The organism is Micromonospora tarensis, from assembly GCF_016803395.1.
Classification (GTDB): Bacteria; Actinomycetota; Actinomycetes; order Mycobacteriales; family Micromonosporaceae; genus Micromonospora; species Micromonospora tarensis.
Genome location: NZ_JAEVHL010000003.1, coordinates 20563 through 46299, shown reverse-complemented (window position 1 = coordinate 46299; position 25737 = coordinate 20563). Strand labels below are relative to the sequence as shown.

Here is a 25737-nt window from a genome sequence, read left to right as displayed (position 1 = left end):
GACCACCGAAACATGATCAGTTGTACGAAGGGATCGCGCCGGTCACAACCGCCCCGCTACCGTACTGGTAACACGCGCGTCGCCGGCCCGGCCCGGAGCATCCGTCGGGTTCGGCACGCGCCGGGCATGGGATGGGTCGGTGAGCCATGGCCGGGTCGCAGTCCGACGGACGGCTGTCGGAGGTCAAGTTCCTGACCGTCGCGGAGGTGGCGACGGTCATGCGGGTGTCGAAGATGACTGTCTATCGCCTGGTGCACAGCGGTGAGCTCACCGCCGTCCGGGTCGGCCGGTCATTCCGGGTGCCGGAGCATGCGGTGCACGAATATCTCCGGGGTGCTTTTCAGGAGACCGCCTGAGCCACCAACCGGCCCTCCGACCGCCCGTTAACCGGCATCGACGGGGGCGCGTTGGTCCGGCTGACGCTGTCCGGCTACCCTGGAGCCCGACCGAGACCCCACCGGTGCGCCCCGCCGCCCAGACTGGTCCGGTCCGTTGTCCGCAAGCGGTCGCCGTCGCCACCAGCGTGGTGTCATCCGGTCCGCCCCGCACGTTGTATCGAAAGGCTGTCGTATGGGCTCGGTGGTCAAGAAGCGCCGTAAGCGCATGGCTAAGAAGAAGCACCGCAAGCTGCTGCGCAAGACCCGCGTCCAGCGTCGCCGTCTCGGCAAGTGATCGCTGCCGGGCTTCGTGCCCGGCATCCTGCGTCACTTGCCCAACAGTCGACCCCCGGAGGCTCAGGTGATCAGGCCGTGGTCGTCCCGGCTCGATCCGCCCTGCCGGGGTAGGTGCGTCAGATGACCCCCGGTGGCACCCCAGGTGTCCCGGGGGTTGTCGTCGTCACCGGGGTGGGTCGATACCTGGGTGCGCACGTGGCGGCCCGGCTGGCCGCCGACCCGCGGATCGAACGGGTCATCGGGGTGGACGCGCCGGACGCCGGCACCGAGTTCACCGACCTGCTGGACCGGGTCGAACGGATCCGCGTCGACAGCGCTTCGCTCGGTGGCCTCCTCGCCGACCTGGACGTCGACGCGGTGGTGCACCTCGCGCTGGTCACCGCCCCCGACGCGCAGCACGGTGGCCGGTCCGCGATGAAGGACCAGAACGTCATCGGCACCATGCAGCTGCTCGCCGCCTGCCAGCGGGCACCCCGGCTGCGCAAACTCGTGGTCCGGTCGTCCACCGCCGCGTACGGGGTGTCGTTTCGGGACCCGGCGGTCTTCACCGAGGAGACCGAGCCCCGCGAGGTGCCGCGCGGCGGTTTCGGCCGCGACATCCTCGATCTTGAGGGGTACGTCCGGGGCTTCCGGCGCCGTCGGTCCGACGTCACCGCGACGGTGCTGCGCTTCGCCCCGTTCATCGGTTCGACCGCCGACACCACGTTGACCCGCTACTTCGCGCAACCGTTCGTGCCGACCGTCTTCGGCCGTGACCCCCGGCTACAGTTCCTGCACTTCGACGACGCGTTGGAGGTGCTGCACCGGTCGATCGTGGAGGACCATCCCGGCACCTACAACGTGGCCGGTCCCGGGGTGCTGTCGCTGTCCCAGGCGATCCGGCGGGCCGGTCGGGTGGCGGTGCCGGTGCTGGAGCCGGGTCTCTCCGGCGCGGCCGCGCTGGCCCGCACCATGGGCTTCGGCGGCTACGGCCTGGACCAGGTCGATCTGTTCGTGCACGGCCGGGTGGTCGACACCAGCCGGCTCGAGCAGGAGTACGGCTTCACGCCGCGCTCCACGGCCGAGGCGTTCGAGGACTTCATCCGCGCCCATCACGGCGGGGTGGTGGTCACCCGGGACCAGCTGGCCGCCGCCGAGCAACTCGTCCTGGACGGCATCCGGCAGGTCCGCTCCGCAGTCCGGGAGCGGCCGTGAGCACGAGGAGTGAGCCGGTCATGCGAGCCCCGCGGTCGGGAACTGAGGTGGCGCCGTCATGACCGGGCCGGGGCAGGGGCGCGACCCGCAGGGGGTCGGGCGTTTCGACGTACCCCGGCGGTCGCCGGAGCCGGCCCCGGAGCCGGCGCGGCGCAACGGACACCGACCCGCCGCTCAGGCCGCACCGACGCCCGCCGACCAGGTCGACGCGACGACGTCGGGTGGCACCGGGCCGGCGGTGCCGGACCGGCCGGGGGACCACTGGGACCGCAAGGTCGCGAACGGGCTGGCCTTCCTGCGCCGACGGCTCTCCGGGGACTACGAGGTCGACGAGTTCGGCTTCGACCCGGAGCTGACCGACGCGGTCTTCCATCCCCTGCTGCGGGTGCTCTACCGGGACTGGTTCCGCACCGAGGTCAGTGGGGTGGAGCACGTGCCCGTCGACGGGCCCGCCCTGGTGGTCGGCAACCACTCCGGGACGGTGGCGCTGGACGCCTTGATTCTCTCGGCGGCGCTGCACGACAAGCACCCCGCACACCGTTACCTACGGCTGCTCGGCGCCGACCTGGTCTTCCGGATGCCGGTGGTCTCCGAGCTGGCCCGGAAGACCGGCGGCACGGTGGCCTGCAACCCGGACGCCGAGCGGCTGCTCGGCGGCGGCGATCTGGTCGGGGTGTTTCCGGAGGGCTTCAAGGGCATCGGCAAGCTCTACGCCGACCGGTACAAACTCCAGCGGTTCGGGCGGGGCGGGTTCGTCTCGGCGGCGCTGCGCACCGGCACCCCGATCGTGCCGGTCGCCATCGTCGGCGGCGAGGAGATCTACCCGATGCTCGCCGACATCAAGCCGCTGGCCCGGCTGCTCAAGCTGCCCTACTTCCCGGTCACGCCGACGTTCCCGTGGCTCGGCCCACTGGGCATGGTGCCGCTGCCCAGCAAGTGGCTCATCGAGTTCTGCCCGCCGATCCCCACCGCCCACCTGACCGACTCGGCGGACGACCCGTTGGTCGTCTTCAACCTCGCCGACCAGGTCCGGGAGACCATTCAGCAGACCCTGCACACGCTGCTGGAACGACGGCCCGACCCGTTCGGCCCCTGAGCGTCAGCCGGCGCGGCGGCGGCGCTGAAGCGCCAGGCCGGCGGTGACCGCGCCGACGACCAGGCCGGCTGCCGCCGTCGACGGTACGGCGATCCGGGCGGCCCGCCGGCCGGTGCGGAAGTCGCGTACCTCCCAGCGGTGCTGGCGGGCCTGCCGCAGCAGCGTGCCGTCCGGGTTGACGGCCACCGCCCTGCCCACGGTGGAGAGCAGCGGCAGGTCGTTGGCCGAGTCGCTGTAGGCGGCGCAGCGGCTCAGGTCCAGCCCTTCCACGGCGGCGAGCTGGGTCACCGCCTCGGCCTTGGCCGGCCCGTGCATCAGGTCACCCACCAACCGCCCGGTGTACGCCCCGTCGCACACCTCGGCCACCGTGCCGATCGCGCCGGTCAGCCCCAGCCGGGCGGCGATCACCCGGCCGATCTCCACCGGGGCGGCGCTGACCAGCCAGACCCGTTGACCGGCGGCCAGGTGACGCTGGGCGAGCTGGTGGGTGCCGGCCCAGATCCGGGGGGCCATCATCTCGTCGAAGATCTCTTCGGTGAGGCGTTCCACCTCGTCGACCCGCCAGCCCTTGACGAAGGCCAGCGCGGCCTCCTTGGCCACTGACATGTCCCCGGCGTGTTCCCGGGCCAGCAGCCGGAAGCGGAGCTGCTGCCAGGCGAACCGGGCCAGGTCGGCACTGGTGAAGTAGTTGCGGGAGGCGAGGCCTCGGGCGAACCAGTAGATCGACGCACCCTGCATCATCGTGTTGTCCACGTCGAAGAAGGCCGCAGCGGTCGGATCGGGTGCGCTGACCGGGGCCAGGTCGGTCTCCGCCCAGCCGGCGGTGTGCCCTTCGGCGTCGGTGCTGACCGTCACCTTGCGGCTACGCGCCACGGGATTCCCTTCCTCACCGGTACGACGACTGCCTCCTCGCGAGGGTAGCCGCCGGATCCGGTCGACCGGCCGGGCACAGCGTGAACTGTGCCGCAGCCGGTCGGTCGTGCGGTATAGGGGTAGCGCAGTCAGCGAGCGCCGGGGCAGGTGCCCGGGTCCGGGCCGAGGGCGTCGCTGGCGGTCGGTGCCGGCAGGCCGCAGGCGATCGCCGCGCGCAGGGTGTCCGACCGGTGTCGGATGCTCTCCAGCAGCAGCAGTGACCGCTGGGTCCGTTCCCGTTCGACGCGGGTGCTCCCGTCGAGCAGACCGCTCACCGCCCGGCGCTGGCTCGACACGAAGGCGTTCAACGTGTCCAGGCTGCCTGGCTCGGCCTGCTGCACCGCGGCGGAGGCGAGCAGCCGAACACCCTGCCGGGTGTCGGCGTCCATGTCGTCGAGGACGGCGCTGTAACCGACCCGGTCACCGCGCAGTTTGGCGGCTTCGTCGAGCCTGGTCCGGGCGAAGTCCAGGAAGAGCTGGCCGCGGCTGATGTCCGAGCTGGCCAGTGCGAGTTGTGCCCGTTCGGTCGAGCGCTTCATGCCGTACAGCGCGTCGCCGGGCACCGCGTTCTCGCTGGCGGCCGAGATCCCCGAGACGGCGATGGCACCAACGGCGATGCCGACCACGATCGCCGCCCCGGCCCGGGCCGTCGGGCGGTGACCGCCGGCAGCAGCCGCCCACGGGCGGTCGTGGTGGTCGGTTCGCTGGCCGCTGCCGGTGCGCTGCCCAGCCCTTCCCGTTCGGCCGTCGCGAGCAGCATCGCCCGTAGGCCGGTGCGGAAGTCCGGGTTCACCTCGACGGCCGGCGGGTCGACGCTGAGTCGCTGGCCCACGGCGACGAGTGGCGCGAGTTGTCCGTCCACCCGGGAGCGCACATGGTGTCGCCGAGCGCCGTTGGCCTCGTCGAGAAGCTGCGCGAAGCGCTCCGCGCGCCGGCGGGAGAAGAGGGTGTTGTCCACCGCGGGCACCTCCTCTCGCTGGTCACGGCCGGGAAACCACCGGTCGCACCCGGAGAAACGCGGCGGACCGGGCACGGGTTACGGGCCGGGCGGAGCCGAAATTACGGAAAGTGATCGCCGTCACCGGGCGGGACCGGCCCTGAGCTGCCCGGACGCCAAAGGACGCCCGTCGGTCCCGCCGTAACAAGCTACGGCTGGAAGCCGTCGGGCAGGAGCCGGGCCAGGGCGCGGACGGCGCGGTACTGGAGGGCCTTGATGGCGCCCTCGTTCTTGCCCATGGCGCGGGCGGTCTCGGCGACCGAGAAGCCCTGGAGGAAGCGGAGCACTATGCACTCCTGCTGCTCCGGGTTGAGCTGCTTCACGGCGGTGAGCAGCGCGACGTTCGTGATGTGCTCCACCACCGCCGCCTCCGGGCTGCCCTCCGGGCCCCGGTCCTCCCGGTCGGCGTCGAGCACGTCGCCGGTGGTGACCTCCAGCCGGTACCGGCCCGACTTGAAGTGGTCCGCGACCAGGTTGCGGGCGATCGTCACCAGCCAGGCGCCGAGGTCGCGGCCCTGCCAGGTGAAGCTGCCGATCCGCTTGAGCGCGCGCAGGAAGGTGTCCGAGGTGAGGTCCTCGGCGAGTTGGCGGTTGCCGACCCGGAAGTAGACGAACCGGAAGACGGTGTCCACGTACCTGTCGTAGATCAGACCGAACGCCTCGGACTCGCCGGCCTGGGCGCGCTCGATGAGCGTCCAGACCTCGGTGGCCGGATCGGACGGGTCCGGGCGGCTCGGGAAGCCGGTCGGGGTGGTGGCGGCGGTTGCCGGCACCGCCGGAATCACCGCTGTCTCACCCGCCGCCGGGTCGGTGGTCACCGCCGGCGTGTCGCTGACCCGCCGACCCTGCACCGGCATGGCCGGTCGGGGCACGGCCACCCGGCCGCCGCCCGGCTTGGCGTTTCCGCCGGGCAGGGCGGGCCGCGGCGGCGGCTCGTTGTGGTGTGGCCGGCTGCGGATCCGATGCGCCGCGCCGTCACCCCGCACGACGGTGCCGTGCTGGTCGTCCAGTGGGGCGCGGGCCGCTGGACGCTCGTTGACGTGGGCGCGTGCCGGTTGGCCGGTCAGGCCGAGCGGGCGTTCCGCGTAACCGAAGGTGGTCACCGTGTTGCCTCCGTCCCGTCGACCGCCGGGCGGGCCGGTCTGTGTCTTGTTGGGGCGGACCGACCGGGCTTCCGGTCGGGCAGGACGGTCGCGGGGGTTGCCGAAGGACGGCAATTCCCCTGGAGGTGCTGGTCCAATGCGCTCACAGGCACGGGGGCCTCCTCGGGCTGAGGGGTGTCGACTCACGGCAAATGGGGTGACCCGACCCGAGTGATGATAGGGCCAACGTCACCCGCGCGTGGCAAGTCCGTTACACAAGGCGGAAGTATTTCCCGCTCCGCCGCACCGGCGGCGGACCGGTTGTCCGTCGTGTGCGATTGACTTTCCGTCGACCCGGTGATCCAGGATGGATCCCCTGGTCGCGGGCGGGTCGCCCATTCGGACCGCCGGCCCGGTCGGGTGGTCCGGCGGGCCCGGCCGAACCACCCGGGAGAGGCGGCGCACGTCCCATCGACAGGACCTGATCGGATCGCCGGTGGCACACGGGGCAGTCCCGTGCATGGGACTACCGGGGCGGCCCGCCTCCGGCCCGCCCGGACGACCGTCGGGCGTGGCCCGGCGCCGTCCGCTGTGCCAGACTCGATCACCGTGCAGGACTTCTCGGCAGACCCCGCGCCGAACCTCGCCGACCGGGTCCGCCGGGCGGCTCTCCAGCGCGCCGACCGGGCCGCGCTGCACTGGCGCGACCAGACGCTCAGCTGGTCCGAACTGGACGCCGCGGTGGACGCCGCCGCACGCGGTCTGTCCGCCGCCGCGCCGCCCGCCGACCCCTGCGGTGTCCCGCCCCGCGTCGCGATCGCACTGCCCAACACACCCGACTTCGTGATCGCCTGGCTCGGCGCCCTCCGCGCCGGGCTGGTCGCCGTGCCGGTCAACCCCGGCCTCAGCGCTCCGGAGCTGCGGCACGTGCTTGCCGACTCCGGCGCGTCGGTGCTCGTCGCCACCGAACGGGTGCGCGGGCTGGTCGCCGACCTGGCCGCCGAGCTGCCCGCGCTCACCGCCGGGTACGACGCGCCGCCGACCGCCGAGGCGCCCGGGCCGGCACCCCGTCCGGGCCGAGGCGGCGACGACCTCGCGGTACTGCTCTACACCTCGGGCACCGAGGGTCTGCCCAAGGGGGCGATGCTGTCGCACCGGGCGCTGCTGGCCAACCACGAACAGGTCGAGCGGATCGCGCCGCCGGTGGTCGGGCCGGCGGACACTGTGCTGCTCGCGTTGCCGCTGTTCCACGCGTACGGGCTCAACTCGGGGCTCGGCGCGGTCGTGCACCACGGCGCGACCGGCGTGCTGCTCGACGAGCCGGGCCAGGCGGCGGGGCTGGACGAAATCGCCCGGCACCGGGTCACCGTGCTGGTCGGCGTACCGTCGATGTTCCTGGCCTGGGCCGACGCGGCCACGGCCCGCGCGGCGACCGGGTCGGTGCGGGTGGCGGTCTGCGGCGCTGCGCCGCTCGAACCCGCGGTCGCGGCGCGCTTCACCGAGGCCACCGGCCACCGGGTGCACATCGGGTACGGCCTCACCGAGACCGCGCCGGTGCTCACCTCGACACTGGTCGGCGGCGTGGCCAAGCCAGGCTCGATCGGCCGGCCGCTGCCCGGTGTGCGGCTACGCCTGGTCGGCGCCGACGGGGCGGACCTGTGGCGCGACGGGTTGGCGGTGCCCGACGACGACCCGGACGAGCTGGACATCTCCGACGTCGCGCCGGGCACCGACCCGGGGCAGATCGTCGTGCGCGGGCCCAACCTCTTCGCCGGTTACTGGCCCGACGGTCGGGGCGGCCCGGACGCCGACGGCTGGTGGGGCACCGGCGACATCGCGTACGCCGACGCCGACGGCGACCTCTTCCTGGTCGACCGGCTCGGCGAGTTGATCCTGGTCAACGGGTTCAACGTCTATCCGCACGAGGTCGAGCTGGTGCTCAGCGGGCACCCCGGGGTGGCCGAGTCGGCGGTACTGGGTGTGCCGCACCCGCGGACCGGCGAGACTGTCCGGGCGTACGTGGTGCCGGCGGCGGGGCGACCGGTGACCAGCGAGGAGTTGCTCGCCCACTGCGCACGGAACCTGGCCCGGTTCAAGCGCCCGACCGCCGTCGAGTTCGTCGACGCCCTGCCGCACTCGGCGATCGGCAAGGTACGCAAGACCCAGCTCCGGTCGGCGACCCCAGCCGGCCCGCCCGCAGACGCCGACACCCGCACGGAGGTAACCGATGGCCACTGACGCCCGGCTCGCCCTGATCACCCGCCCCGGCTGCCACCTCTGCGACGACGCCAAGGCGGCGCTCGACCGGGTGGTCGCGGTCACCGGCGACAAGTGGGTCGAGTGGGACGTCACCGGCGACGAGGGGTTGGAACGCGAGTACGGGGACCGGCTGCCGGTGGTGATGCTCGACGGCAAGGAGCACGGCTACTGGCGGGTCGAGGAGGACCGGCTGCTGCGGGACCTGACCACACCGCAGCTGTGAGCGATGCCTAGGGTGCTCTGATGACCTCCGCGCACCCGCACCTCGTCTGGGACTGGAACGGCACCCTGCTCAACGACCTCAGCCTGGTGGTGGCCGCCACAACGTCGTCTTCGCGAGCGTGGGCGGGCCGACGGTCACCGCCGACGAGCACCGGGTGCGGTTCCGTCGGCCGATCGCCGAGTACTACGCCGAGATGCTCGGGCAGGCCGTGGACGACGACGAGTTCGGTCGACTGGACCGGATCTTCCACGACGCGTACCGCACCGGGCTGACCACCTGCGAGCTGGCCGCCGACGCGCACACCGCGATGGCCGCCTGGCCGGGCAGCCAGAGCCTGCTCTCCATGTGGTTCCACGAGGAACTGGTCCCGGCCGTGCACACGTACGGTTTGACCGGTAATTTCGCCCGGGTCGACGGGCTGCGGGCCGCTGTCGGCGGCGACCGCAAGGCCGAGTCACTCAAGCTGCACCTGGCCGAGCTGGGCCTGGACGGCACCTCGGTGGTGCTCATCGGTGACTCCATCGACGACGCGGACGCCGCGCTCGCGGTGGGCGGCCGTGCCGTGCTCTACACCGGCGGGTTCACCGACCCGGCCCGGCTGCGCGCCTCCGGCCACCCGGTGGCCGACACGCTCACCGAAGCGGTGGCCCTGGCCCGGAAGGTCAGTTCCGCAGATAGGTGAGGACGGCCAGCACCCGCCGGTGCTGCTCGGTGTCCGGCGGCAGGGTGAGCTTGGTGAAGATGTTGCGTACGTGCTTCTCCACCGCGCCGTCGCTCACCACCAGGGCGCGGGCGATGGCGGTGTTCGAGCGTCCCTCGGCCATCAGGGCGAGCACCTCGCGTTCGCGGGGGGTCAGCTCACGCAGCGGGTCGTCCCGGCGGCGTCGGGCGAAGAGCTGACCGACCACCTCCGGGTCGAGCACCGTGCCGCCGGCCGCCACCCGGCGCAGCGCGTCCAGGAACTCCTCGATCGCGGCCACCCGGTCCTTGAGCAGGTAGCCGATCCCGCCGCCGGAGCCGCCGGTGGTGGCGAGCAGATCATCGGCGTACGAGACCTCGACGTACTGGGAGAGCACCAGGATCGGGGTACGTGGCACCAGCCGCCGCGCCTCCACCGCCGCCCGCAGCCCCTCGTCGGTGTGCGACGGCGGCATCCGGACGTCGACGATCGACACGTCGGGCCGGTACTCCACCACCGCCGCGACCAGGGCGTCACCGTCCCCGACGGCGGCCACCACCTGGTGCCCGCTCTCGGTCAGCAGCCGGACCAGCCCCTCCCGGAGCAGGACGGCGTCGTCGGCGATCACGATCCGCATGGCTGTGTTGTCTACCACGTCGCACCGGGTCCGGTTGGCCGCCACCGGGTCACAGCGGCAGCTCGGCGCGGATCTCGGTGGGGCCACCGGCGGGGCTGACCACCAGCAGTTCGCCGCCGGCGGCCCGGACCCGGTCGGCGATGCCGGCCAGCCCGTGCCCCTTGGCCAGGTGCGCGCCGCCCTGCCCGTCGTCGCCCACCCGCACCTGGAGGTGGGTGCCCTGCCGGCTGACTGTCACCATCGCCTCGGTGGCCCGGCTGTGCTTGGCGACGTTGGTCAACGCCTCGGACACCACGAAGTACGCGGTGTTCTCCACTGCTGGGTCGAGCCGTCCGGCCGGGGTGCCGAGCTGCGGGTCCACCTGGAGCTCGATCGGGATCAGCCCACGGCCGGCGATCGCGGCCAGGGCGCTGGGCAGGCCCCGGTCGACCAGGATCGGTGGGGCGATGCCGCGGGACAGCGCCCGCAGCTCGGCCAGCGTGTCGCGGGTCTGGGCGACCGCCTCGTCGATGGTCTGGCCCGCCGCGTTCGGGTCGGAGGAGAGCTGCATCCGGGCCCGGCTGAGGTCCATCGCCAGGCGGACCAGGCGCTGCTGCGGGCCGTCGTGGATGTCGCGCTCCAGCCGGCGCAGCGCGGACGCCTCGGCGGAGACCGCGGCCCGCTTCTGCTCCTCCAGCAGGGTGATCCGGTCGCGCATCTCGGCCACCCCGGTCAACATCGCCTTGGCGAAGCTGGCCTGGAGCAGTGCGCACCCCCGCACCACGATCGGCAGGGTGATCAGGAAGAACACCCCGAGCGCGGTGTTCAGCCCGATTCGGGCGGTGGTCGAGTCGCCCAGGCCGAGGAGTTGCGCCAGATCCTGGTCACCCTCGCCGGACGGGCGGGGCAGGGCCCAGTCGTAGGCCCAGTAGAGCGAGCCGGCGATCGCGGCGGCCCACCAGGCCAGGGTGACCACGAACGTGCCCACTGCCGCGATCAGCCGGAAGATCCCGTGCGCCAGGTCGAGCCACGACTGGGCGTCCCGGATCGGCACGAAGATCCGTCGCCAGGCGTTCGCGCCCGCCTCGGGCAGCCGGTAGTGCGGCCGGATCCGGGGCTGCCGGAGCACCGCGGGCAGCCGCAGCCGTTCGATGTCGGCCAGGCCGCGGGCGGCGTACAGGGTGCCGCTGAGGATCGGCAGGCCGATCACCGTGACGACCAGGCCGACGCCCACCGCGAGACCGACCACGAGGACGACGAAGCTGGCCAGCCCCAGGGGCAGGCCGAGCAGCACGTACCCGGAGTCGACGAAGAGTTGGCGGGGGATGCTCGGGGCCAGCGTCGGTCGGTCACTGGTGGCGGCAACGGCGGTCATGCCCAAAGGCTAGGCACCCGGGCCGGCCGCTCCCATCCCGAAACCCCGCCTCTCCCGCGTAGTGCTGTCCCTACCCTCGGCCGGGTCGGTTCGGTGTGGTCCCCGACACGCGCGATAAATGGGACGCGGAAACCGCGAGATCGCGGAGGTGAATGGCGACGGCGCGGGATTGGTCAGAGAAGTCGGGATTGAGCAATAATCGCCGCGGGCGGCGCCGGCAAAGGTGCGCTGAATCGATCTTGCGGAATGGAGGTGCTGGTGAGGTCGCGTCACGCAGCGGCAAGATCGCGATTTGTGCACGTCTTCACAAGCGCCTACGCTGTGACTCCTACGCGCCCTGCTAGCACAGCCGGCAACCTCGGTCGCCAGCGGGAGTCCACAAGCGGCCGACCAGCGGAGTTGGCCGAGGATCGCACCGCACGGAGTCTCATGAGTCAGCACCGTCACCCAGGCGCGTCCGGCCGCGCCGGTGCCGTCCCGGCGCTTCCGGATCTGCCCGAGGCGACCGTGGCCCGGCTCCCGGAGTACCTGCGCGCGCTGCACAACCTCGCCGAAAGCGGGCACGAGACAGTTTCCAGCGAAGGGCTCTCCGCCGCCGCCGGAGTCAACTCCGCCAAGCTCCGCAAGGACCTCTCCCACCTCGGCTCGTACGGCACCCGGGGCGTCGGCTACGACGTCGCGCTGCTGATCGAACAGATCGAGTTTGTGCTCGGGCTCACTCAACGACGGGCGGTCGCCCTGGTCGGCGTGGGTAATCTCGGTCACGCTCTGGCCGGCTACGACGGCTTCGCCAGCCGAGGCTTCCGGATCGCCGCACTCCTCGACGCCGATCCCTCCCGGGTCGGTGAGGAGATCAACGGCCTGGTGGTCCGGCATGTCGACGACCTACCGACGGTCGCCGCGGAAGAATCGCTCGCCATCGGCGTGATCGCCACCCCGGCCGCCGCCGCCCAGCAGGTCGCCGACCAACTGGTCGCCGTCGGCGTGACGAGCATCCTCAACTTCGCGCCGTGCGTACTCTCGGTTCCGGAGGGGGTCGATGTGCGCAAGGTCGACCTCGCCATCGAGCTGCAAATCTTGTCCTTCCACGAGCACCGCAAGGCGTCGCTGACCGCGCTGCCCGCCACCGGCGGGTCCGCTCTCACCGCCCTGCCCGGCGGGTTCGCGACCACCGACACCCAGGAGGCGATCGGCACGTGAAACTGCTCGTCGTCGGCGCGTCCTACCGGACCGCCCCGGTCGCCACGCTGGAGCAGCTGGCCGTTCCCCCCGCCGACCTGACCCGAACCCTGGACCGCCTGGTCGCCCAGCCGTACGTTACCGAAGCGGTGATCGTCTCCACCTGCAACCGGGTGGAGGTCTACGCCGCCGTGTCCGGTTTCCACGGCGGGCTCGGCGACGTCTGCGCCGTCCTCGCCGAGCAGGCCGGCAGCTCCCCGGCGGCGCTCGCCAGCCACCTGTACGTGCACTACGACACCGCCGCCGTGGACCACGTCTTCCGGGTCGCCAGCGGGTTGGACTCGATGGTGGTGGGCGAGGCGCAGATCCTCGGCCAGCTGCGCGACGCCTACCACTGGGCCACCGGTGCCGACTCCGCCGGTCGACTGTTGCACGAGCTGATGCAACAGGCGCTGCGGGTCGGCAAGCGCGCCCACGCCGAGACCGGCATCGACCGGGCCGGCCAGAGCGTCGTCACCGCCGCGCTGGAGCTGGCCGCCGGGCACCTCGACGGCGACCTCGTCGGCCGCCCGGCCCTGGTGGTCGGCGCCGGCGCGATGGGATCGCTCGGGGTGGCCACGTTGTCCCGGCTGGGTGCCGGCCCGCTCATCGTCAGCAACCGGGGCGCCGACCGGGCTGTCCGGCTCGCGGAGTCGTACGGGGCGAGTGCCGCGCCGATGACCGCGCTGGCCGACACCCTCTCCACAGTGGACATCGTAGTGGCCGCCACCGCGTCCACCGAACCGGTCCTCACCCGGGCGGTGGTCGGCGCGGCGCTGGCCGAGCGCGACTCCAGCCGAGGCCCGCTGGTCCTGCTCGACCTGGCCGTTCCCCGGGACGTCGAGGAGGGTGTCGCCGAGCTGCCCGGCGTCGAGGTGATCGACATCGACCGGATGGCGGCGCTGCTCGCCGACGGCCCGGCGGCCGCGGACGCCGCCGCCGTCGAACGCATCGTGCTGACCGAGGTGGAGGGCTTCCTCACCTGGCTGCGCGGCGCGGACGTGGCACCCACCGTGGCCGCGCTGCGCGGCCGGGCCGACAACGTGGTCACCGCCGAGCTGCGCCGGCTGGCCCAGCGTCGCCCCGACCTCGGCGACGACCTGCGGGCCGAGGTGGCCCGCACGGTGCACCGGGTGGTGCAGCGGCTGCTGCACCAGCCCACCGTCAAGGTCCGCCAGCTCGCCGCGGAGCCCGGCGGCGACCAGTACGCGGCACTGCTGCGCGAGCTGTTCGACCTCGAGGTGCCGCAGACCTCGCCGGTGGACACCGTCCCGGACGTGCTCACCCCCGACCTCGGCCAGGTGCTCTTCGGCACCGACCCGGTGCCCGGATCCGACGCCGCCGAACCGACCCCACCCACCGGAGGTGCGCGATGACCGCCCCCCTGCGCCTCGGCACCCGGGGCAGCGCCCTGGCGATGGCCCAGTCCGGCCAGGTCGCCGAGGCGCTGACCGCCGCCACCGGCCGCCCGGTCGAGCTGGTTGAGGTGATCACCGCGGGCGACCGGTCCACCGCGCCGGTGCACCGGCTCGGGGTCGGGGTGTTCGTCTCCGCGCTGCGCGACGCGCTGACCGCCAGGACGATCGACTTCGCTGTGCACTCGTACAAGGACCTGCCCACGGCCGTTCCCGGCGGGCTGCACATCGCGGCGGTGCCGACCCGGCAGGACCCGCGCGACGCGCTTGTCGCGCGGGATGGCCGGACGCTCGCCGAGCTGCCGCCCGGGGCCACCGTGGGCACCGGCGCGCTGCGCCGGATCGCCCAGCTGCACGCTCTCGGGCTGCAACTGGAGGTCACCCCGGTCCGCGGCAACGTCGACACCCGCCTGGCACGGGTGCTCGGCCCCGAGGCCGACCTGGACGCCGTCGTCCTGGCCCGGGCCGGGCTGGCCCGACTCGGCCGGCTCGACGTGATCACCGAGTCGCTGGACCCGATGCTGATGCTGCCCGCGCCCGCCCAGGGTGCGCTGGCCGTGGAGTGCCGGGTCGACGACCAGGACCTGGTCGAGCTGCTCGCGGTGCTCGACCACGCACCGTCGCACGCCGCGGTCATCGCGGAGCGCGCGTTTCTGGCAACCCTGGAGGCCGGGTGCAGCGCACCCGTCGCCGCCTATGCCGAGCTCGCCGAAGGCGAGTTCGGCGATGAGATCTACCTGCGCGGGGCGGTGATCAGCCCGGACGGCACTCGTGACCTCCGGCTGTCCCGCACCGGAACGCCCGCCGACGCGGCGGAGATCGGTAAGGCACTCGCCGCCGAACTCCTCGACCTCGGCGCCGACTCGATCCTCGGCCACGAAGGACACACCGGCCCGGGGACCCAGCAATTTGGGAGCACAGAATGACCCGCACCCGTAAGCCCGTCGGCCGTATCGCGTTCGTCGGGCGCCCGGTGACCCAGGTCTGCTGACCCGTCGGGCCCACGACGCCCTGGTCGACGCCGACCAGGTGATCTACGACCGGGGAGTCCCGGAGTCGCTGCTCGCCGTCGTGCGCGCCGAGGCCTCCGAGGATGCCGAGTTCACCCCGGCCGAGGGCGCGCCGGGGGACGTGGCGAAGGTGCTGATCTCCGCGGCCCGCTCCGGGCTGAACGCGGTGCACCTGGTCGCCGGCGACCCGTTCGGGCACGACTCGGTGGTCAAGGAGGTGCAGGCGGTAGCCCGCACCGCCGCCCACTTCGAGGTGGTGCCCGGTGTCGGTCAGGCCGAGGGGGTGGCCACCTACGCGGGTGTTCCGCTGCCGGGCGTGCGTACGGCCGCGGACGTCGAGGACGTCAGCGCGCTGGACTTCGAGGCGCTGGCCACGGCCGTCGGTCGCGGGTCGCTCGCGCTCGCCGTGGACGCCGGTGACCTCGCCGCCGTCCGGGACGGGCTACTCGCCGCCGGGGTCGACGGCACCACCGGCGTCGGGGTGACCGGCGACGGCACCGGCGAGACCCAGTACACGACCACGTCGACGGTGGACAGCTTCGTGGCCGCCGCGCTCGGCTTCACCGGCCGGGTGGTGCTCACCGTCGGTGTCGGGGTGGGGCAGCGCGACAAGCTGAGCTGGTGGGAGAACCGCCCGCTGTACGGCTGGAAGGTGCTGGTACCCCGCACCAAGGAGCAGGCCGGCGTGATGAGCGCCCGGCTGCGCGCGTACGGGGCGATCCCGTGCGAGGTGCCGACCATCGCGGTCGAGCCGCCGCGTACCCCGGCCCAGATGGAGCGGGCGGTCAAGGGCCTGGTCGACGGCCGGTACGCCTGGGTGATCTTCACGTCGGTGAACGCGGTCCGCGCGGTCTGGGAGAAGTTCGCCGAGCACGGCCTGGACGCCCGGCACTTCGGCGGTGTCAAGATCGCCTGCATCGGTGAGGCCACCGCGGACGCGGTCCGCGCGTTCGGCATCCAGCCGGAGCTGATCCCCGCCGGGGAGCAGTCCTCCGAGGGGCTGCTGGCCGAGTTCTCGCCGCACGACGAGATCCTCGACCCGGTGGGTCGGGTGCTGCTGCCGCGCGCCGACATCGCCACCGAGACGCTGGCCGCCGGGCTCACCGAGCGCGGCTGGGAGGTCGACGACGTGACCGCGTACCGGACGGTGCGGGCCGCTCCGCCGCCCGCCGAGATCCGGGACGCGATCAAGTCGGGCGGGTTCGACGCGGTGCTCTTCACCTCGTCCTCCACCGTGCGCAACCTGGTCGGCATCGCCGGGAAGCCGCACGCCCGGACTGTTGTTGCCGTCATCGGGCCCAAGACGGCGGAGACCGCGACGGAGTTCGGCCTGCGGGTCGACGTCCAGCCGCCGCACGCCTCGGTGCCCGACCTGGTGGAGGCGCTGGCCGCCTACGCCGTGGAGTTGCGCGAGAAGCTGGCCGCCATGCCGGCCAAGCAGCGTCGCGGTTCGAAGGTGCAGGGGCCGACCGCTCTGCGCTTCCGGTAGTCGTTCGAGGAGGGCCTGCCATGTCGTACCCCGAGATCCGGCCCCGCCGGCTGCGCCGCACCCCGGCGGTCCGCCGGCTGGTCTCCGAGACCCGGGTCGACCCGGCCGAGCTGGTCGTGCCGATGTTCATCAAGGAAGGGCTGACCGAGCCCAGCGCCATCGGGTCGCTCCCGGGGGTGCTTCAGCACTCCCGGGACTCGCTGCGCAAGGCGGCGGTCGAGGCGGTCCAGGCCGGTGTCGGCGGGATCATGCTGTTCGGCGTGCCGGAGCGACGGGACCCGACCGGCTCCGGCGGCATCGACCCGGACGGCATCCTGAACGTCGCGATCCGCGACGTGGTGGCCGAGGTGGGCGACGCCACTGTGGTGATGAGCGACCTGTGCCTGGACGAGTTCACCTCGCACGGGCACTGCGGGCTGCTCGGCCCCGACGGTGACGTCGACAACGACGCCACCCTGGCCGCCTACGCCGAGATGGCGGTGGCCCAGGCCGCCGCCGGGGTCGACATGGTCGGGCCGTCCGGGATGATGGACGGCCAGGTCGGCGTGGTGCGCCGGGCGCTCGACGCCGCCGGGCACCAGGACGTGGCGGTGCTGGCGTACGCGGTGAAGTACGCTTCGGCGTTCTTCGGCCCGTTCCGGGACGCCGTGGAGTCGGCGCTGGAGGGCGACCGGCGCACCTACCAGCAGGACCCGGCGAACCTGCGGGAGTCGCTGCGCGAGGTGGCGCTCGACGTCGCCGAGGGCGCCGATCTGGTGATGGTCAAGCCGGCGCTGCCCTACCTCGACGTGGTGTCGGCGGTCCGGGCCGCGGTGGACGTGCCGGTCGCCGCCTACCAGGTCTCCGGTGAGTACGCGATGGTCGAGGCGGCCGCCGCGAACGGCTGGATCGACCGGGAGCGGGTGATGCTGGAGACCCTCACCTCGATCAAGCGGGCCGGCGCGCAGGTCATCCTCACCTACTGGGCGGTCGAGGCCGCCGGGTTGCTCCGCCAGCGCTACTGAGCGGCCCCGCGCCACGTCCGGCACCGGCCACCCGCGAGCGCGTCACCCCGGGTTGCGCCGGGCTGTCCGTCCCGTCGTCGGCGGGCGGGGCGGTCGGCAGCCGCCGACTGGTCAGCCAGGCGAGCGCCAGCAACAGCGCGGACACCGCCAACGCGAGCCGGGTTGCCTGCGCCAGCTCCGGCGCGAGGCTGACCCGGCTGGCTGGGTCGAGCTGGCTGGCGGCCGTGATGCCTCCGCCGCCGAGGCCAGGGGCGAGCCGGTCCGCCAACCAGGACAGGGCGGCGGCGATCAGCGCGGTGCCGGCGGCGACCGAGCTGTGCGACACGGTGGTGAGCAGCGTGGAACCGGACGGCAGGTCGCCGGGGGGCAGCGACCGGCTGGCCGCGGTCATCGTCGGCATCAGCGTCGCTCCCATGCCCAGGCCGATGACCGCACCCAGCGCGGCCAGCAACGGGTACGACGTGTCCGCGTCGAGCACCAGCACCCGGGCCACCGTGCCGAGCACCGCGGTCGAGATGCCGAGCCCGACCACTCGCCGCGCCGAGACGTGATCGACCAGGCGGGTGGCGACCTGGAGCATCAGCCCGGTGGTCAGTGCCTGCGGGATGCCGATCACGCCGGCCAGGGTGGCCGAGTCGCCGCGCACGGCCTGCACGTACGCCGGGATGATCAGGAACGAGCCGAAGTACCCGGCGGCGAAGAACGCCACCGTCGCGGCACCCGCGGCCATCCCCGGCGCGCGCAGCACGGCCAGGCGCAGCAGTGGCTGTCGTACCCGTCCGGCCCGCCAGGCGAAGGCGGTCACCAGCGTGGCGCCGAGCCCGAGCGGCAGCAGCACTGACGTGCTGACCACCCCACCGCGCTCACCGGTGACGCTGAGTCCGAACACCGCAAGCGCCAGGCCGGGACAGAGCAGCAGCAGCCCCACGACGTCCAACCGCACCGCCGGTCCCCGTGGGTCCGCGACCGGCAACACCGACCGGCCGAGCAACACCGCGAGCAGACCCACCGGCAGGTTGATCCAGAAGATCCACCGCCAGGAGGCGTGGTCCAGCAGCAGGCCACCCAGCACCGGCCCGATCAGGGGCCCGACCAGGACCGGCAGGCCGAGCAGGCTCATCATCCGGCCGCGCCGTCCCGGCGCCACGGCGGCCAGCGCGACGGCCATCCCGACCGGGTTGAGCAGCCCGCCACCCAGGCCCTGGAGCACCCGGAACGCGATCAACGACTCGACGTTCCAGGCGGTCCCGGCCAGCGCGGACCCGGCGGTGAACAGCAGCAGCGCGGTCAGATAGGTGCGGCGGGCCCCGAAGCGGCCGACCGCCCACGCGGCGGTGGGCATCACCGCGACCAGGGCGAGCGCGTAGCCGCTGGTGACCCAGCCGATCGTGGCCAGACTCGTGTCGAGGTCGTCGACCAGCTTCGGCAGGGCCACCACGGTGACCGTGGTGTCGATCACCGCGAGCAGGCCACCCAGGGTCAGGTACCAGCCGAGCCGCCGTGCGGAGGCGTCCATGTCGACGGCTCAGGGCCGGGCCCGGCGGGCGACGCGCAGCGCCTCGGCCCACCAGGTCAGCTCGCTCAGGGTCGCGTCGGCGGCCTGCCGCAGCGGCTCGTCGTCGACCAGCCGACCGGCGTCGTCGAGCCGTTCCCACGGTGCCCGCAGGACCACTCCGGAACGGGTCGTGGCGGCCTGCACCTCAGCGAAGACCAGCCGGAGCTGCTCGACCGCCCGGATGCCGCCGGAATTGGCACCGTACGACACGAAGGCCACCGGCTTGCGCGCCCACTCCCGGTAGTGCCAGTCGATGGCGTTCTTGAGTGCGGCCGGGAAGCTGTGGTTGTACTCGGGCGTCACCACCACGAACGCGTCGGCGGCGGCCAACCGACCACTGATCGGGCTGGCCGGATTGCCTCCGGGAGGGGTGCTGGCGAATGGCAGCGCCACCTCGGCGAGATCGACGAGGTCCAGGTCGAGGCCGCCGCGCCGGGCCGCGTGGGCGACGAACCAGTTGCCGATCGAGCGGCCCACCCGAGGTTGACGGACGCTCCCGACGAGCACGGCGATGGTCGGTGGGACATCGTTCTCCTGAGGTGTCATGCTGTGGACGCTAGGACTTGAACTAATGGTGAAGTCAATGGCGGCGGGGGAGTGGCGATGGGCACGTTGACGGTCGGCGAGGTGGCCCGGGAGAGCGGGGTCAGCGGCTCCGCCGTGCGTTTCTACGAACGGCAGGGCTTGATCGCGGCGGCCCGCACCGGCGGCAACCAGCGGCGCTTCGACCCCGACGCGGCCTGCCGGATCAGGGTGGCGCGAGTGGCCCAGCGCGTCGGCCTGACCGTCAGTGACATCCGTGAGCTGCTCGCCGCCCTGCCCGCCAACCCCGAGCCGGCCGATTGGCAGGGTCTGCACGATCGGCTGATCGCCGAGGCCGAGCGGCGCATCCGCGAACTGCACGCGGCACTCGACGACATCGGCTCCGGCCGCCGCCTCTGCGAACTCTGACCACGCCCCATCCGAGGCGCAAGATCATGCTGAAACAAGGATGTAGTGGCCTCCTGGTCGCATGAGGCCACTACATCCCGGAACGAGCGCGGTCGAGGCGTGCCTAGTCGTCGTTGGTGATGGTGCCTGTCGCCAGCGGGTCGGCCAGTCGCAGGCCAGGTATGCCGGCCACCAGCAGCGTCAGCCTCTCGTCCGACTCCCGCCTGCGGTCACCGCGCACGGTCACCGGGAAGGTGACCGACGTCTGCCCGGCGGCGAGCACCTTGCAGCCCGCGTACGGGTCGAAGTCCGAGCCGGCCTGCGCGGTGCCGCCGACGGTGGCCGCGCAGAGCAGCACCGGCTGGGACAACGGCCGCGACACGGTGGCGGTGAAGGTGAGCTGCCGGGTGCCCTGGTTGCCCTCAACCACAGTCGTGTCGGCCACGGTCAGCGCCGCGCGGGACCGGAACCGGGCCACCTGCGGGTCGTGGTCGCTGGAGCCGCGCGACCCGTCGCCGGCGAACTCCGCCGGCCAGTCGGCGTTGATGTGCGCCGCCCGCACCTGCACCAGGTCGCCGTAGAACGCGTCGTTGACGAACAGGTGGTCGAGCGTCTGCGCCTGCCCCTCGAAGCTGTACGAGTAGGCGGCGGCCGGCACCTCGGCGACCAGGTTGTCCCACAGGTTGTGCAGGCCCGCCTCGTAGAGCGGCGCGAGCTGGTCCGACGGGGTGGGCTGGTCGCCGGTGGCGATGGGATCGTCCGGGCGGGGGAAGACGTTCAGGTCGCCGCCGTAGACCACCCGGGCGGTCGGGTCGGCCGCCTCGATCGCGGTGACGATCGCCGCCCCGTAACGCGCCTGCTCCCGCCGCTGCCCGACCCGGCCGTCCGGGCCGGAGGAGTAGTGGTTGCTGAGCGCGTACAGGGTGAACCGTTCGGTCGACCCGGGGGCCGCGGCCACGCTGAACCTGCCCAACTGCGGTGCCCGGGTGAAGACGTTGGTCCCGTCCCGACCGGTCGAGGTGTCCACATCCGCCGGCAACACCGCGTTGAGCGCCTTCGGGTTCTGCACGTCGGCGTTGGCCGGCAGTCCCGCCGCGCGGTACTGGACGGTCGGTGCCGAGCCCAGCAGCGGATCGTCCGCCGTCGCGGCCGCCAGTGACAACCGGTCCGTGCGGTACAGGAAGGCCGCGGTGATACCGCGGGCGTCCGCGCCGGTCCGGTCATAGGCGGCCGCGTACGTCGGACCGCCGGCCGCCGCGACGGTGAGCGCCAACTCCTGGACGCTGTCCGGAGCGCCATCGGCGTTGTTGGTGTCACCGCAGCTCAACGCAGCCCCGGAGACCGCGCAGATGTCCTGGTCCTCGGCCTCCTGCACCAGGATCAGGTCCGGTGCGTGCAGGTCGGTGACGATCTGGTCGGCGAGCGCGGCCAACTGCTCGCGATACTCCGACTCGCTCGCCGGTACGTAGTCGAACGGCGGGTCGACGCCCGCGCACCCGGCGTTGCCGGCGAAGTCGCAGCCGTCGAACGGGTCGTCCCGGTAGTCGTACAGGTTCTCCACGTTGTAGGTGGCGACGGCCAACTCCTGCGACCGGTCGGCCGGCTTGGGCGGGTTGTTCCGCGACGGGTCGGCCCCGGCGTCGAACTCTGCCCGCTCGACCTGGACGCCGTACTTCTCGAACGAGTAGTAGACCCCGCCCACCGCGTCCGCGCGCAGTGTGTCGAAGGTGTGCGCCGGCGGGAGCAGCGCCGCGCTGTCGCCGGCGGTGGCCTTCACGCCCATGCTGCCGAGCAGCGTCCGCTGGCCGTTGCCGTCGTCGAAGCGACGGGTCGGGTCGTTGTCCAGCGGGTGCGAATCACGGAAGACCCGCCGGGAGTACGGGTCGGCGCGGTCCAGCAGCGGGTCGTCGCGGTCGACCACCCACAGTTCCGCGTCGGCGGTGGCGGAGAAGACGTCCCGGCCGCTCACCGCGCCGCTGCCGGCGCGTACCCGCATCCGGGCACCCTCGTGCCGCTCCCAGAAGCGCTGCGCGTGGGTCAACTCGGCCGGCGGGACGGCGTCGGTCACCGCGACGGCGGTGTCCACGGCCAGGCCACCGCCGATCCGGCGGACCAGCGACGCGCCGGAGAGCTGGGTGAAGTTGTAGTACTCCGACACCCGGGCCCGCAGCACGACCTCGTCGCCGACGGTCGGCAGGTAACCGCCGATCAGCGAGGTGAACGCGCCCATGAACACGAAGATCCCGTCGGAACTGGTCGGGTCGCCGTCGGTGTCACCAACGCGGCTCTGCAGGAAGAACCCGTGCTGCTCCGCCCCGGCCGAGGTGCGGGCCAGTGTCAACTGGGTGATCACGCCGCGTACGTCGTACAGCGTGCTGCTGGTGCCGTTGCCGCTCGCCGGTGCGAGCGGCGACCGGTCGGTCGGGCCGGGCTCGGCGTCGGTGGTCGGACCCTGCACCTCGCCGACGGTCAGCTCCCGGGTCACCTGCACGGCCAGCGCGCAGCTGGCGGTGCCACCGTCCGTGTCGGACGCGGTCACTGTGACGGTGTACGCCCCGGCGGTGAGGTCGGCGCTCGCGCCGAGGGTGGCGCGGGCGGTGCCGCCCACCCCGTCGGCGGGGGTGAACGCGGTACGGGTGATCGAACCGGCGGCCGGTGTCGGGCTGACTGCGGTGATTGCCAGGTCGACGATCGTGTCGTCGGGGTCGGTGCCGGTGACCTCGCGGCTCGCGGCCATGCCGGCGGCGGTGACCAGCGGCCCACCACAGGTGAGCGTGGCCGGCGCGTCCACCGGGCCACCGCCGTCCACGGTGTGCGTGCCCAACCCGTCGAAGGTGTCGACCGGGTGGCCGGCCCACTGCGCGGCGGGGTCGAACGCGTCCGACGGGTCGGTGTCACCGGTGGTCACGTTCGGCAGCCGGCGCAGGGTGTTGTCAGCGGTGCTGGTGACGCCGGCACCCCACTCGGTGCCCGGGTCGACGCCGACCTGGCCGATCGAGTCGAGCACGGTGCCGCCCCGACGCAGCACTATCGCGTCGTCACCGTTGAACAGGCTCGCCCCGGTGGTCTGGTCGGCCTGGGCGAGGATGGCGGCCCCGGCCGAGGCGCTGGCGAACACGAACGCGTCGCCGGCCGCCACGCTGCCGGTCAGCGCGATCGTGGTGGCCGTGCTGGAGCCGTTGAAGAAGAGCTGGAGTTGGTAGCCACCGGCGGTGAGGTCGACCGGGGCGCCGGTGCCGTTGAACAGCTCGATGGCCTTGTTGTTCGACGAACCCTCGACGTACTCCGAGATGAACAGGTCGGTTGGCGCGGCGCTGGCCGCGGTGGGTGCGACGCCGAGCGCCGTGACGGTCACGGCGGCGGTGGCGGTCGCGAGCGCGGCAATTGAGCGGCGCGGGCGCATAGGGCCTCCACGATGGGTGGACGGGGTCAACGCACGTTAAGGCGCGTGACTGTCCACCGTCCATCCCCTGGTGGACAGTTTCGTGAATTCGGTCAGCGTGGCGGATCGAGGCGGTGCACCAGCTCAGCGACATCGACGCTGTATTCGCACCAGTCCCGGTCGGGGCGGTAACCCAGCTCCGCGTTGACCTTCAGCATCGCCTCGTTGGCCTGCGCGTTCCAGGTCTGCACCTCGATCAGCTCCGGCTCGGCGGAGCGCAGCTCCAGCAGCATCCGGGCCTTGATCGCCCGATCGATGCCGTAGCCCCGGTGGTCCTGCGCGACGATGGTGTCGTACTGGTCGGCGCGGGTCGGGTGCTGTGCGGGCACCACCACCTCGGTCAGGCCGGCGACCTCGCCGCTCTGCTCGTGCCGGGCGAGCAGAATGTACGGTTTCATGCCCCGGCGGTGCAGGGTGTCGAGGCTGTCGCGCAGCCGCTCCGGGTCGTAGGAGCTGGGCCGCAGCTCACCGTCGTCCACGTCACGCACCTCGGCCTTGGCCCGCGCGTACGCCTCAATCAGGTCGTCCGGTGGCCCGCCGGGGAAGAACTCCAGCTGGTAGCCCGCGCTCACGCCGGTGGCCATCTCGGCCAGCTCGGCCCAGTCGACCGTGGTCAGGTCGAGCACGCTGCGGGTCTCCACGTACTCGCGGGTGAAGCCGAGCGACTCGTAGAACCCGACCGAGGGCGTGTCGCCGACCACCTCGACCCCGATCGACCGGAAGCCCTCCTGGTAGACCCGGCGGGCGGCCCGCAGCACCAGGTCCCGACCGAGGCCGCCGCGCCGCACCGACGGGTGCACCAGCACCTCGAGCACGCCGATGTCACCGAGGAGGAGCACGTGCACCTGGCCGAGCACCGCCCCCGGCTCGCCGGGATCGGTCGACTCGGCCTGGGCGATCCAGGAGATCCGCCGCTCACCGGGCATCACCTCGGCGAGGTATTCCCGTAGCGAGGTCTCCCGCCACGGCGGGTCCTGCGGTAGATCGGCCGCCAGGACCTCGTTCAGCGTGGCCAGGAGCGACGCGATCTCGGCGGACGACGCGGTCCTGGGGTCCCACTCGCGCACCATCACCCGTCTAGCTTGCCGCTAACAGCCGCCGGGGGGAAGTGTCCAGTTCTCCAACGTATCGAGACGATCACATCATCAGCGACTGGCCCGTCCGTACCGGTTCGCGGTGTCGTAGACGTCCTGGGCGTAGCGTCGCACATCGTTGTAGGACAGGATCGCGTTCCACCAGTCGCCCGGAATGCTCAGGTTGCGCCCACCCTTGCAGAGGTAGTTCGCCGCCGCCAGCGCGGCGTCGTCCAGGTCGTGCGGATCCTTGAACCCGTCGTTGTCCGCGTCCGCGCCGATCTCTTTCCAGGTGGTGGGGATGAACTGCATCGGCCCGATCGCACGGTCGAGAACCTTGTCGTCGTCGAGATCCCCACGGTCGGTGTCGATGATCCGCATCCGACCGTCCTTCCCGTCCAGCGGGAGCCCGATGATCTTCGGTAGCACCTTGCCGTCCGGCCCCAGCCGCGCGCGGTTGGCCGAGCCGTGCCCCGACTCGACCTGACCGATCGCGGCGAGGGTGGTCCAGCTCAGCGCGCAGCTGCGGTTGGTCTGGGCGAGCACCAGCTCGGCGTAGCCGTACGCCTGCATGGCGGTGGCCGGGACGCCGACCTTGGCGCCCACCTGCTGTGCCCAGCTGGCCAGGGCGTCCGACGGCCGGCCACCGACTCCCGGCCCGATCGCGGGCCCGGTCGGCAACCCGTTGGTGGGCAGTCCCCCGCTGGGCAGTGGAACGGTCGGCAGGGGGCCGGTGGGCAGCGGGCCGGTGGGCAGGCCGGACGGCACCGCCGACGGTACGCCCGCGGTCGGCGCGGCGGACGCGTCGGCCGCGACCGGGCGTGGCGCGCGGATCGTGGCGGGTACGAGCAGCGCGCCGCCGCAGCGGTCGCGGCCACCATCGCCAGCAGGAACACGCCGGGCAGGGTCAGCCGACCACTCGGGCGACGCGCCCACTCGCGGGTCGCCTGGGCGGCAGACGCCGCCACCTGCCGGGGTGGCAGGCGTACCGCGTGCGCGAACGGCACCCGCCGCCGTCGGGCGGGGTCAGCCGCGGGTACGACGGAGATCTCATCCACAGTGGTCTTGGCCGGTTTCGCGGCCTCGACCGCCACGACCGTCTTGCCATCGTCGGCCTTGCCATCGTCGGCCTTGCCAGCGTTGGCCTTGCCGGCTTCGGTCCCGGCGTCCGTGGCCTTGGGCTCCTCGGCCTTCGGACCGGGCTCGGCGGTGCCCTTCGTGCCGGCGGCTGTGGCGCTCGGGGCCGGGTTCGACCCGGCGGGGTCGGCCGGGGTGGGCTCGGCCGGGGTGGGCTCGGCCGGTGGTGGGGTCGGCGCGGCCGAGGAACGCCCGCTCAGCCAGGGGCGGCGGGGGCGGGGCACCGCACGCACCGGATCGGGCGCGGCCCCCGAGCCTTCCAGTGGCCCGTCCAGCGGCGCGGCCGGTCGTAACGGTTGCACACGCGTGTCGTCCTCGCCGTCCACCACTCAACGAGTATCACCCATGCGCCGCCAG

General features: G+C 72.8%; 19 protein-coding genes and 4 pseudogenes. 13 read left to right on the top strand and 10 right to left on the bottom strand.

The features are described from left to right. Positions 1-146 precede the first annotated feature (146 nt). From JM949_RS01425 to JM949_RS01410, 4 genes are all read left to right on the top strand, one after another. Positions 147-356, top strand: coding sequence for a helix-turn-helix domain-containing protein (locus JM949_RS01425; protein ID WP_007465625.1), 210 nt, complete (start codon positions 147-149; stop codon positions 354-356). A 214-nt stretch (positions 357-570) separates the two neighbouring features. Continuing rightward, positions 571-672, top strand: a complete 102-nt coding sequence (locus JM949_RS01420) for a 30S ribosomal protein bS22 (protein ID WP_007465623.1) — start codon at positions 571-573, stop codon at positions 670-672. Between the two features lie 122 nt (positions 673-794). Next, positions 795-1868 carry an NAD-dependent epimerase/dehydratase family protein gene (locus JM949_RS01415; RefSeq protein WP_203146639.1) on the top strand — a complete coding sequence of 358 codons (1074 nt, stop codon included), beginning with the start codon at positions 795-797 and terminating at the stop codon, positions 1866-1868. A gap of 58 nt (positions 1869-1926) precedes the next feature. Continuing rightward, entirely contained in the window at positions 1927-2964 is a 1038-nt protein-coding gene (locus tag JM949_RS01410) for a lysophospholipid acyltransferase family protein (protein WP_238432379.1), read from the top strand. 3 nt (positions 2965-2967) lie between these two features. Here JM949_RS01410 and JM949_RS01405 read toward each other — a convergent pair whose 3' ends face one another. The 3 genes and pseudogenes from JM949_RS01405 to JM949_RS01395 all read right to left on the bottom strand — a co-directional run bounded on the left by JM949_RS01405 (position 2968) and on the right by JM949_RS01395 (position 5976). Next, positions 2968-3837: an HAD family hydrolase gene (locus JM949_RS01405; protein ID WP_203146638.1), complete on the bottom strand. Its 870-nt coding sequence runs from the start codon at positions 3835-3837 to the stop codon at positions 2968-2970. 128 nt (positions 3838-3965) lie between these two features. After that, positions 3966-4834, bottom strand: a pseudogene (locus JM949_RS01400) (DUF5667 domain-containing protein). 188 nt (positions 4835-5022) lie between these two features. Next, the gene (locus JM949_RS01395; protein ID WP_203146637.1) at positions 5023-5976 is read right to left on the bottom strand and encodes an ECF subfamily RNA polymerase sigma factor, BldN family; all 954 of its coding nucleotides are present in this window, start codon (positions 5974-5976) and stop codon (positions 5023-5025) included. Positions 5977-6564: 588 nt separating this feature from the next. Between JM949_RS01395 and JM949_RS01390 the strand changes: the two genes are divergently transcribed. From JM949_RS01390 to JM949_RS01380, 3 genes and pseudogenes are all read left to right on the top strand, one after another. Beyond that, positions 6565-8193, top strand: a complete 1629-nt coding sequence (locus JM949_RS01390; RefSeq protein ID WP_203146636.1) for an AMP-binding protein — start codon at positions 6565-6567, stop codon at positions 8191-8193. After that, positions 8183-8437: a glutaredoxin family protein gene (locus JM949_RS01385; RefSeq protein WP_030329740.1), complete on the top strand. Its 255-nt coding sequence runs from the start codon at positions 8183-8185 to the stop codon at positions 8435-8437. Before JM949_RS01390 ends, JM949_RS01385 begins: the two co-directional genes overlap by 11 nt. 20 nt (positions 8438-8457) lie before the next feature. Next, positions 8458-9119 (top strand): annotated as a pseudogene (locus tag JM949_RS01380) (HAD family hydrolase). Here the strand turns inward: JM949_RS01380 and JM949_RS01375 are convergent. Next, positions 9100-9753, bottom strand: coding sequence for a LuxR C-terminal-related transcriptional regulator (locus tag JM949_RS01375; protein ID WP_203146684.1), 654 nt, complete (start codon positions 9751-9753; stop codon positions 9100-9102). The pseudogene JM949_RS01380 and the gene JM949_RS01375 overlap by 20 nt on opposite strands. A gap of 49 nt (positions 9754-9802) precedes the next feature. Next, complete coding sequence (locus JM949_RS01370) at positions 9803-11107, bottom strand: sensor histidine kinase (protein WP_203146635.1); 1305 nt, start codon at positions 11105-11107, stop codon at positions 9803-9805. 429 nt (positions 11108-11536) lie between these two features. Between JM949_RS01370 and JM949_RS01365 the strand changes: the two genes are divergently transcribed. From JM949_RS01365 to hemB, 5 genes and pseudogenes are all read left to right on the top strand, one after another. After that, positions 11537-12307 (top strand): redox-sensing transcriptional repressor Rex, encoded by a 771-nt coding sequence (locus JM949_RS01365; protein WP_203146634.1) that lies wholly within the window; start codon positions 11537-11539, stop codon positions 12305-12307. Beyond that, positions 12304-13701 carry a glutamyl-tRNA reductase gene (locus tag JM949_RS01360; protein ID WP_203146633.1) on the top strand — a complete coding sequence of 466 codons (1398 nt, stop codon included), beginning with the start codon at positions 12304-12306 and terminating at the stop codon, positions 13699-13701. Before JM949_RS01365 ends, JM949_RS01360 begins: the two co-directional genes overlap by 4 nt. Further along, complete coding sequence (gene hemC / locus JM949_RS01355; RefSeq protein ID WP_203146632.1) at positions 13698-14666, top strand: hydroxymethylbilane synthase; 969 nt, start codon at positions 13698-13700, stop codon at positions 14664-14666. Before JM949_RS01360 ends, hemC begins: the two co-directional genes overlap by 4 nt. Beyond that, positions 14663-16239 (top strand): annotated as a pseudogene (locus JM949_RS01350) (uroporphyrinogen-III synthase). Before hemC ends, JM949_RS01350 begins: the two are co-directional and overlap by 4 nt. 20 nt (positions 16240-16259) lie before the next feature. Further along, complete coding sequence (hemB, locus tag JM949_RS01345; protein WP_203146631.1) at positions 16260-17243, top strand: porphobilinogen synthase; 984 nt, start codon at positions 16260-16262, stop codon at positions 17241-17243. Here the strand turns inward: hemB and JM949_RS01340 are convergent. Together JM949_RS01340 and JM949_RS01335 are read right to left on the bottom strand one after the other, a co-directional pair. Then, on the bottom strand, positions 17194-18759 hold the full coding sequence (locus JM949_RS01340) for a DHA2 family efflux MFS transporter permease subunit (RefSeq protein WP_203146630.1): 1566 nt from the start codon (positions 18757-18759) through the stop codon (positions 17194-17196). The genes hemB and JM949_RS01340 overlap by 50 nt on opposite strands. A gap of 9 nt (positions 18760-18768) precedes the next feature. Further along, positions 18769-19344 carry an NADPH-dependent FMN reductase gene (locus JM949_RS01335; RefSeq protein ID WP_203146629.1) on the bottom strand — a complete coding sequence of 192 codons (576 nt, stop codon included), beginning with the start codon at positions 19342-19344 and terminating at the stop codon, positions 18769-18771. A gap of 57 nt (positions 19345-19401) precedes the next feature. On the opposite strand from JM949_RS01335, the gene JM949_RS01330 reads away from it, so the two are divergent. Then, entirely contained in the window at positions 19402-19749 is a 348-nt protein-coding gene (locus JM949_RS01330; protein WP_203146628.1) for a MerR family transcriptional regulator, read from the top strand. Between the two features lie 103 nt (positions 19750-19852). On the opposite strand, the gene JM949_RS01325 is transcribed toward JM949_RS01330, so the two are convergent. The 3 genes and pseudogenes from JM949_RS01325 to JM949_RS01315 form a co-directional block, all read right to left on the bottom strand. Further along, complete coding sequence (locus JM949_RS01325) at positions 19853-23131, bottom strand: lamin tail domain-containing protein (protein WP_203146627.1); 3279 nt, start codon at positions 23129-23131, stop codon at positions 19853-19855. A gap of 92 nt (positions 23132-23223) precedes the next feature. Then, entirely contained in the window at positions 23224-24240 is a 1017-nt protein-coding gene (locus JM949_RS01320; RefSeq protein WP_203146683.1) for a GNAT family N-acetyltransferase, read from the bottom strand. A 75-nt stretch (positions 24241-24315) separates the two neighbouring features. Beyond that, positions 24316-25709 (bottom strand): annotated as a pseudogene (locus JM949_RS01315) (lytic murein transglycosylase). Positions 25710-25737 lie beyond the last annotated feature (28 nt).

Excerpts from the sequence above, each read along its gene's own strand:
- JM949_RS01425 (WP_007465625.1), top strand. The coding sequence starts at position 147 with ATGGCCGGGTCGCAGTCCGACGGACGGCTGTCGGAGGTCAAGTTCCTG.
- JM949_RS01420 (WP_007465623.1), top strand. The coding sequence starts at position 571 with ATGGGCTCGGTGGTCAAGAAGCGCCGTAAGCGCATGGCTAAGAAGAAG.
- JM949_RS01415 (WP_203146639.1), top strand. The coding sequence starts at position 795 with ATGACCCCCGGTGGCACCCCAGGTGTCCCGGGGGTTGTCGTCGTCACC.
- JM949_RS01410 (WP_238432379.1), top strand. The coding sequence starts at position 1,927 with ATGACCGGGCCGGGGCAGGGGCGCGACCCGCAGGGGGTCGGGCGTTTC.
- JM949_RS01385 (WP_030329740.1), top strand. The coding sequence starts at position 8,183 with ATGGCCACTGACGCCCGGCTCGCCCTGATCACCCGCCCCGGCTGCCAC.
- JM949_RS01375 (WP_203146684.1), bottom strand. The coding sequence starts at position 9,753 with ATGCGGATCGTGATCGCCGACGACGCCGTCCTGCTCCGGGAGGGGCTG.
- JM949_RS01370 (WP_203146635.1), bottom strand. The coding sequence starts at position 11,107 with ATGACCGCCGTTGCCGCCACCAGTGACCGACCGACGCTGGCCCCGAGC.
- JM949_RS01365 (WP_203146634.1), top strand. The coding sequence starts at position 11,537 with ATGAGTCAGCACCGTCACCCAGGCGCGTCCGGCCGCGCCGGTGCCGTC.
- hemC (WP_203146632.1), top strand. The coding sequence starts at position 13,698 with ATGACCGCCCCCCTGCGCCTCGGCACCCGGGGCAGCGCCCTGGCGATG.
- hemB (WP_203146631.1), top strand. The coding sequence starts at position 16,260 with ATGTCGTACCCCGAGATCCGGCCCCGCCGGCTGCGCCGCACCCCGGCG.
- JM949_RS01340 (WP_203146630.1), bottom strand. The coding sequence starts at position 18,759 with ATGGACGCCTCCGCACGGCGGCTCGGCTGGTACCTGACCCTGGGTGGC.
- JM949_RS01335 (WP_203146629.1), bottom strand. The coding sequence starts at position 19,344 with ATGACACCTCAGGAGAACGATGTCCCACCGACCATCGCCGTGCTCGTC.
- JM949_RS01330 (WP_203146628.1), top strand. The coding sequence starts at position 19,402 with ATGGGCACGTTGACGGTCGGCGAGGTGGCCCGGGAGAGCGGGGTCAGC.
- JM949_RS01325 (WP_203146627.1), bottom strand. The coding sequence starts at position 23,131 with ATGCGCCCGCGCCGCTCAATTGCCGCGCTCGCGACCGCCACCGCCGCC.
- JM949_RS01320 (WP_203146683.1), bottom strand. The coding sequence starts at position 24,240 with ATGGTGCGCGAGTGGGACCCCAGGACCGCGTCGTCCGCCGAGATCGCG.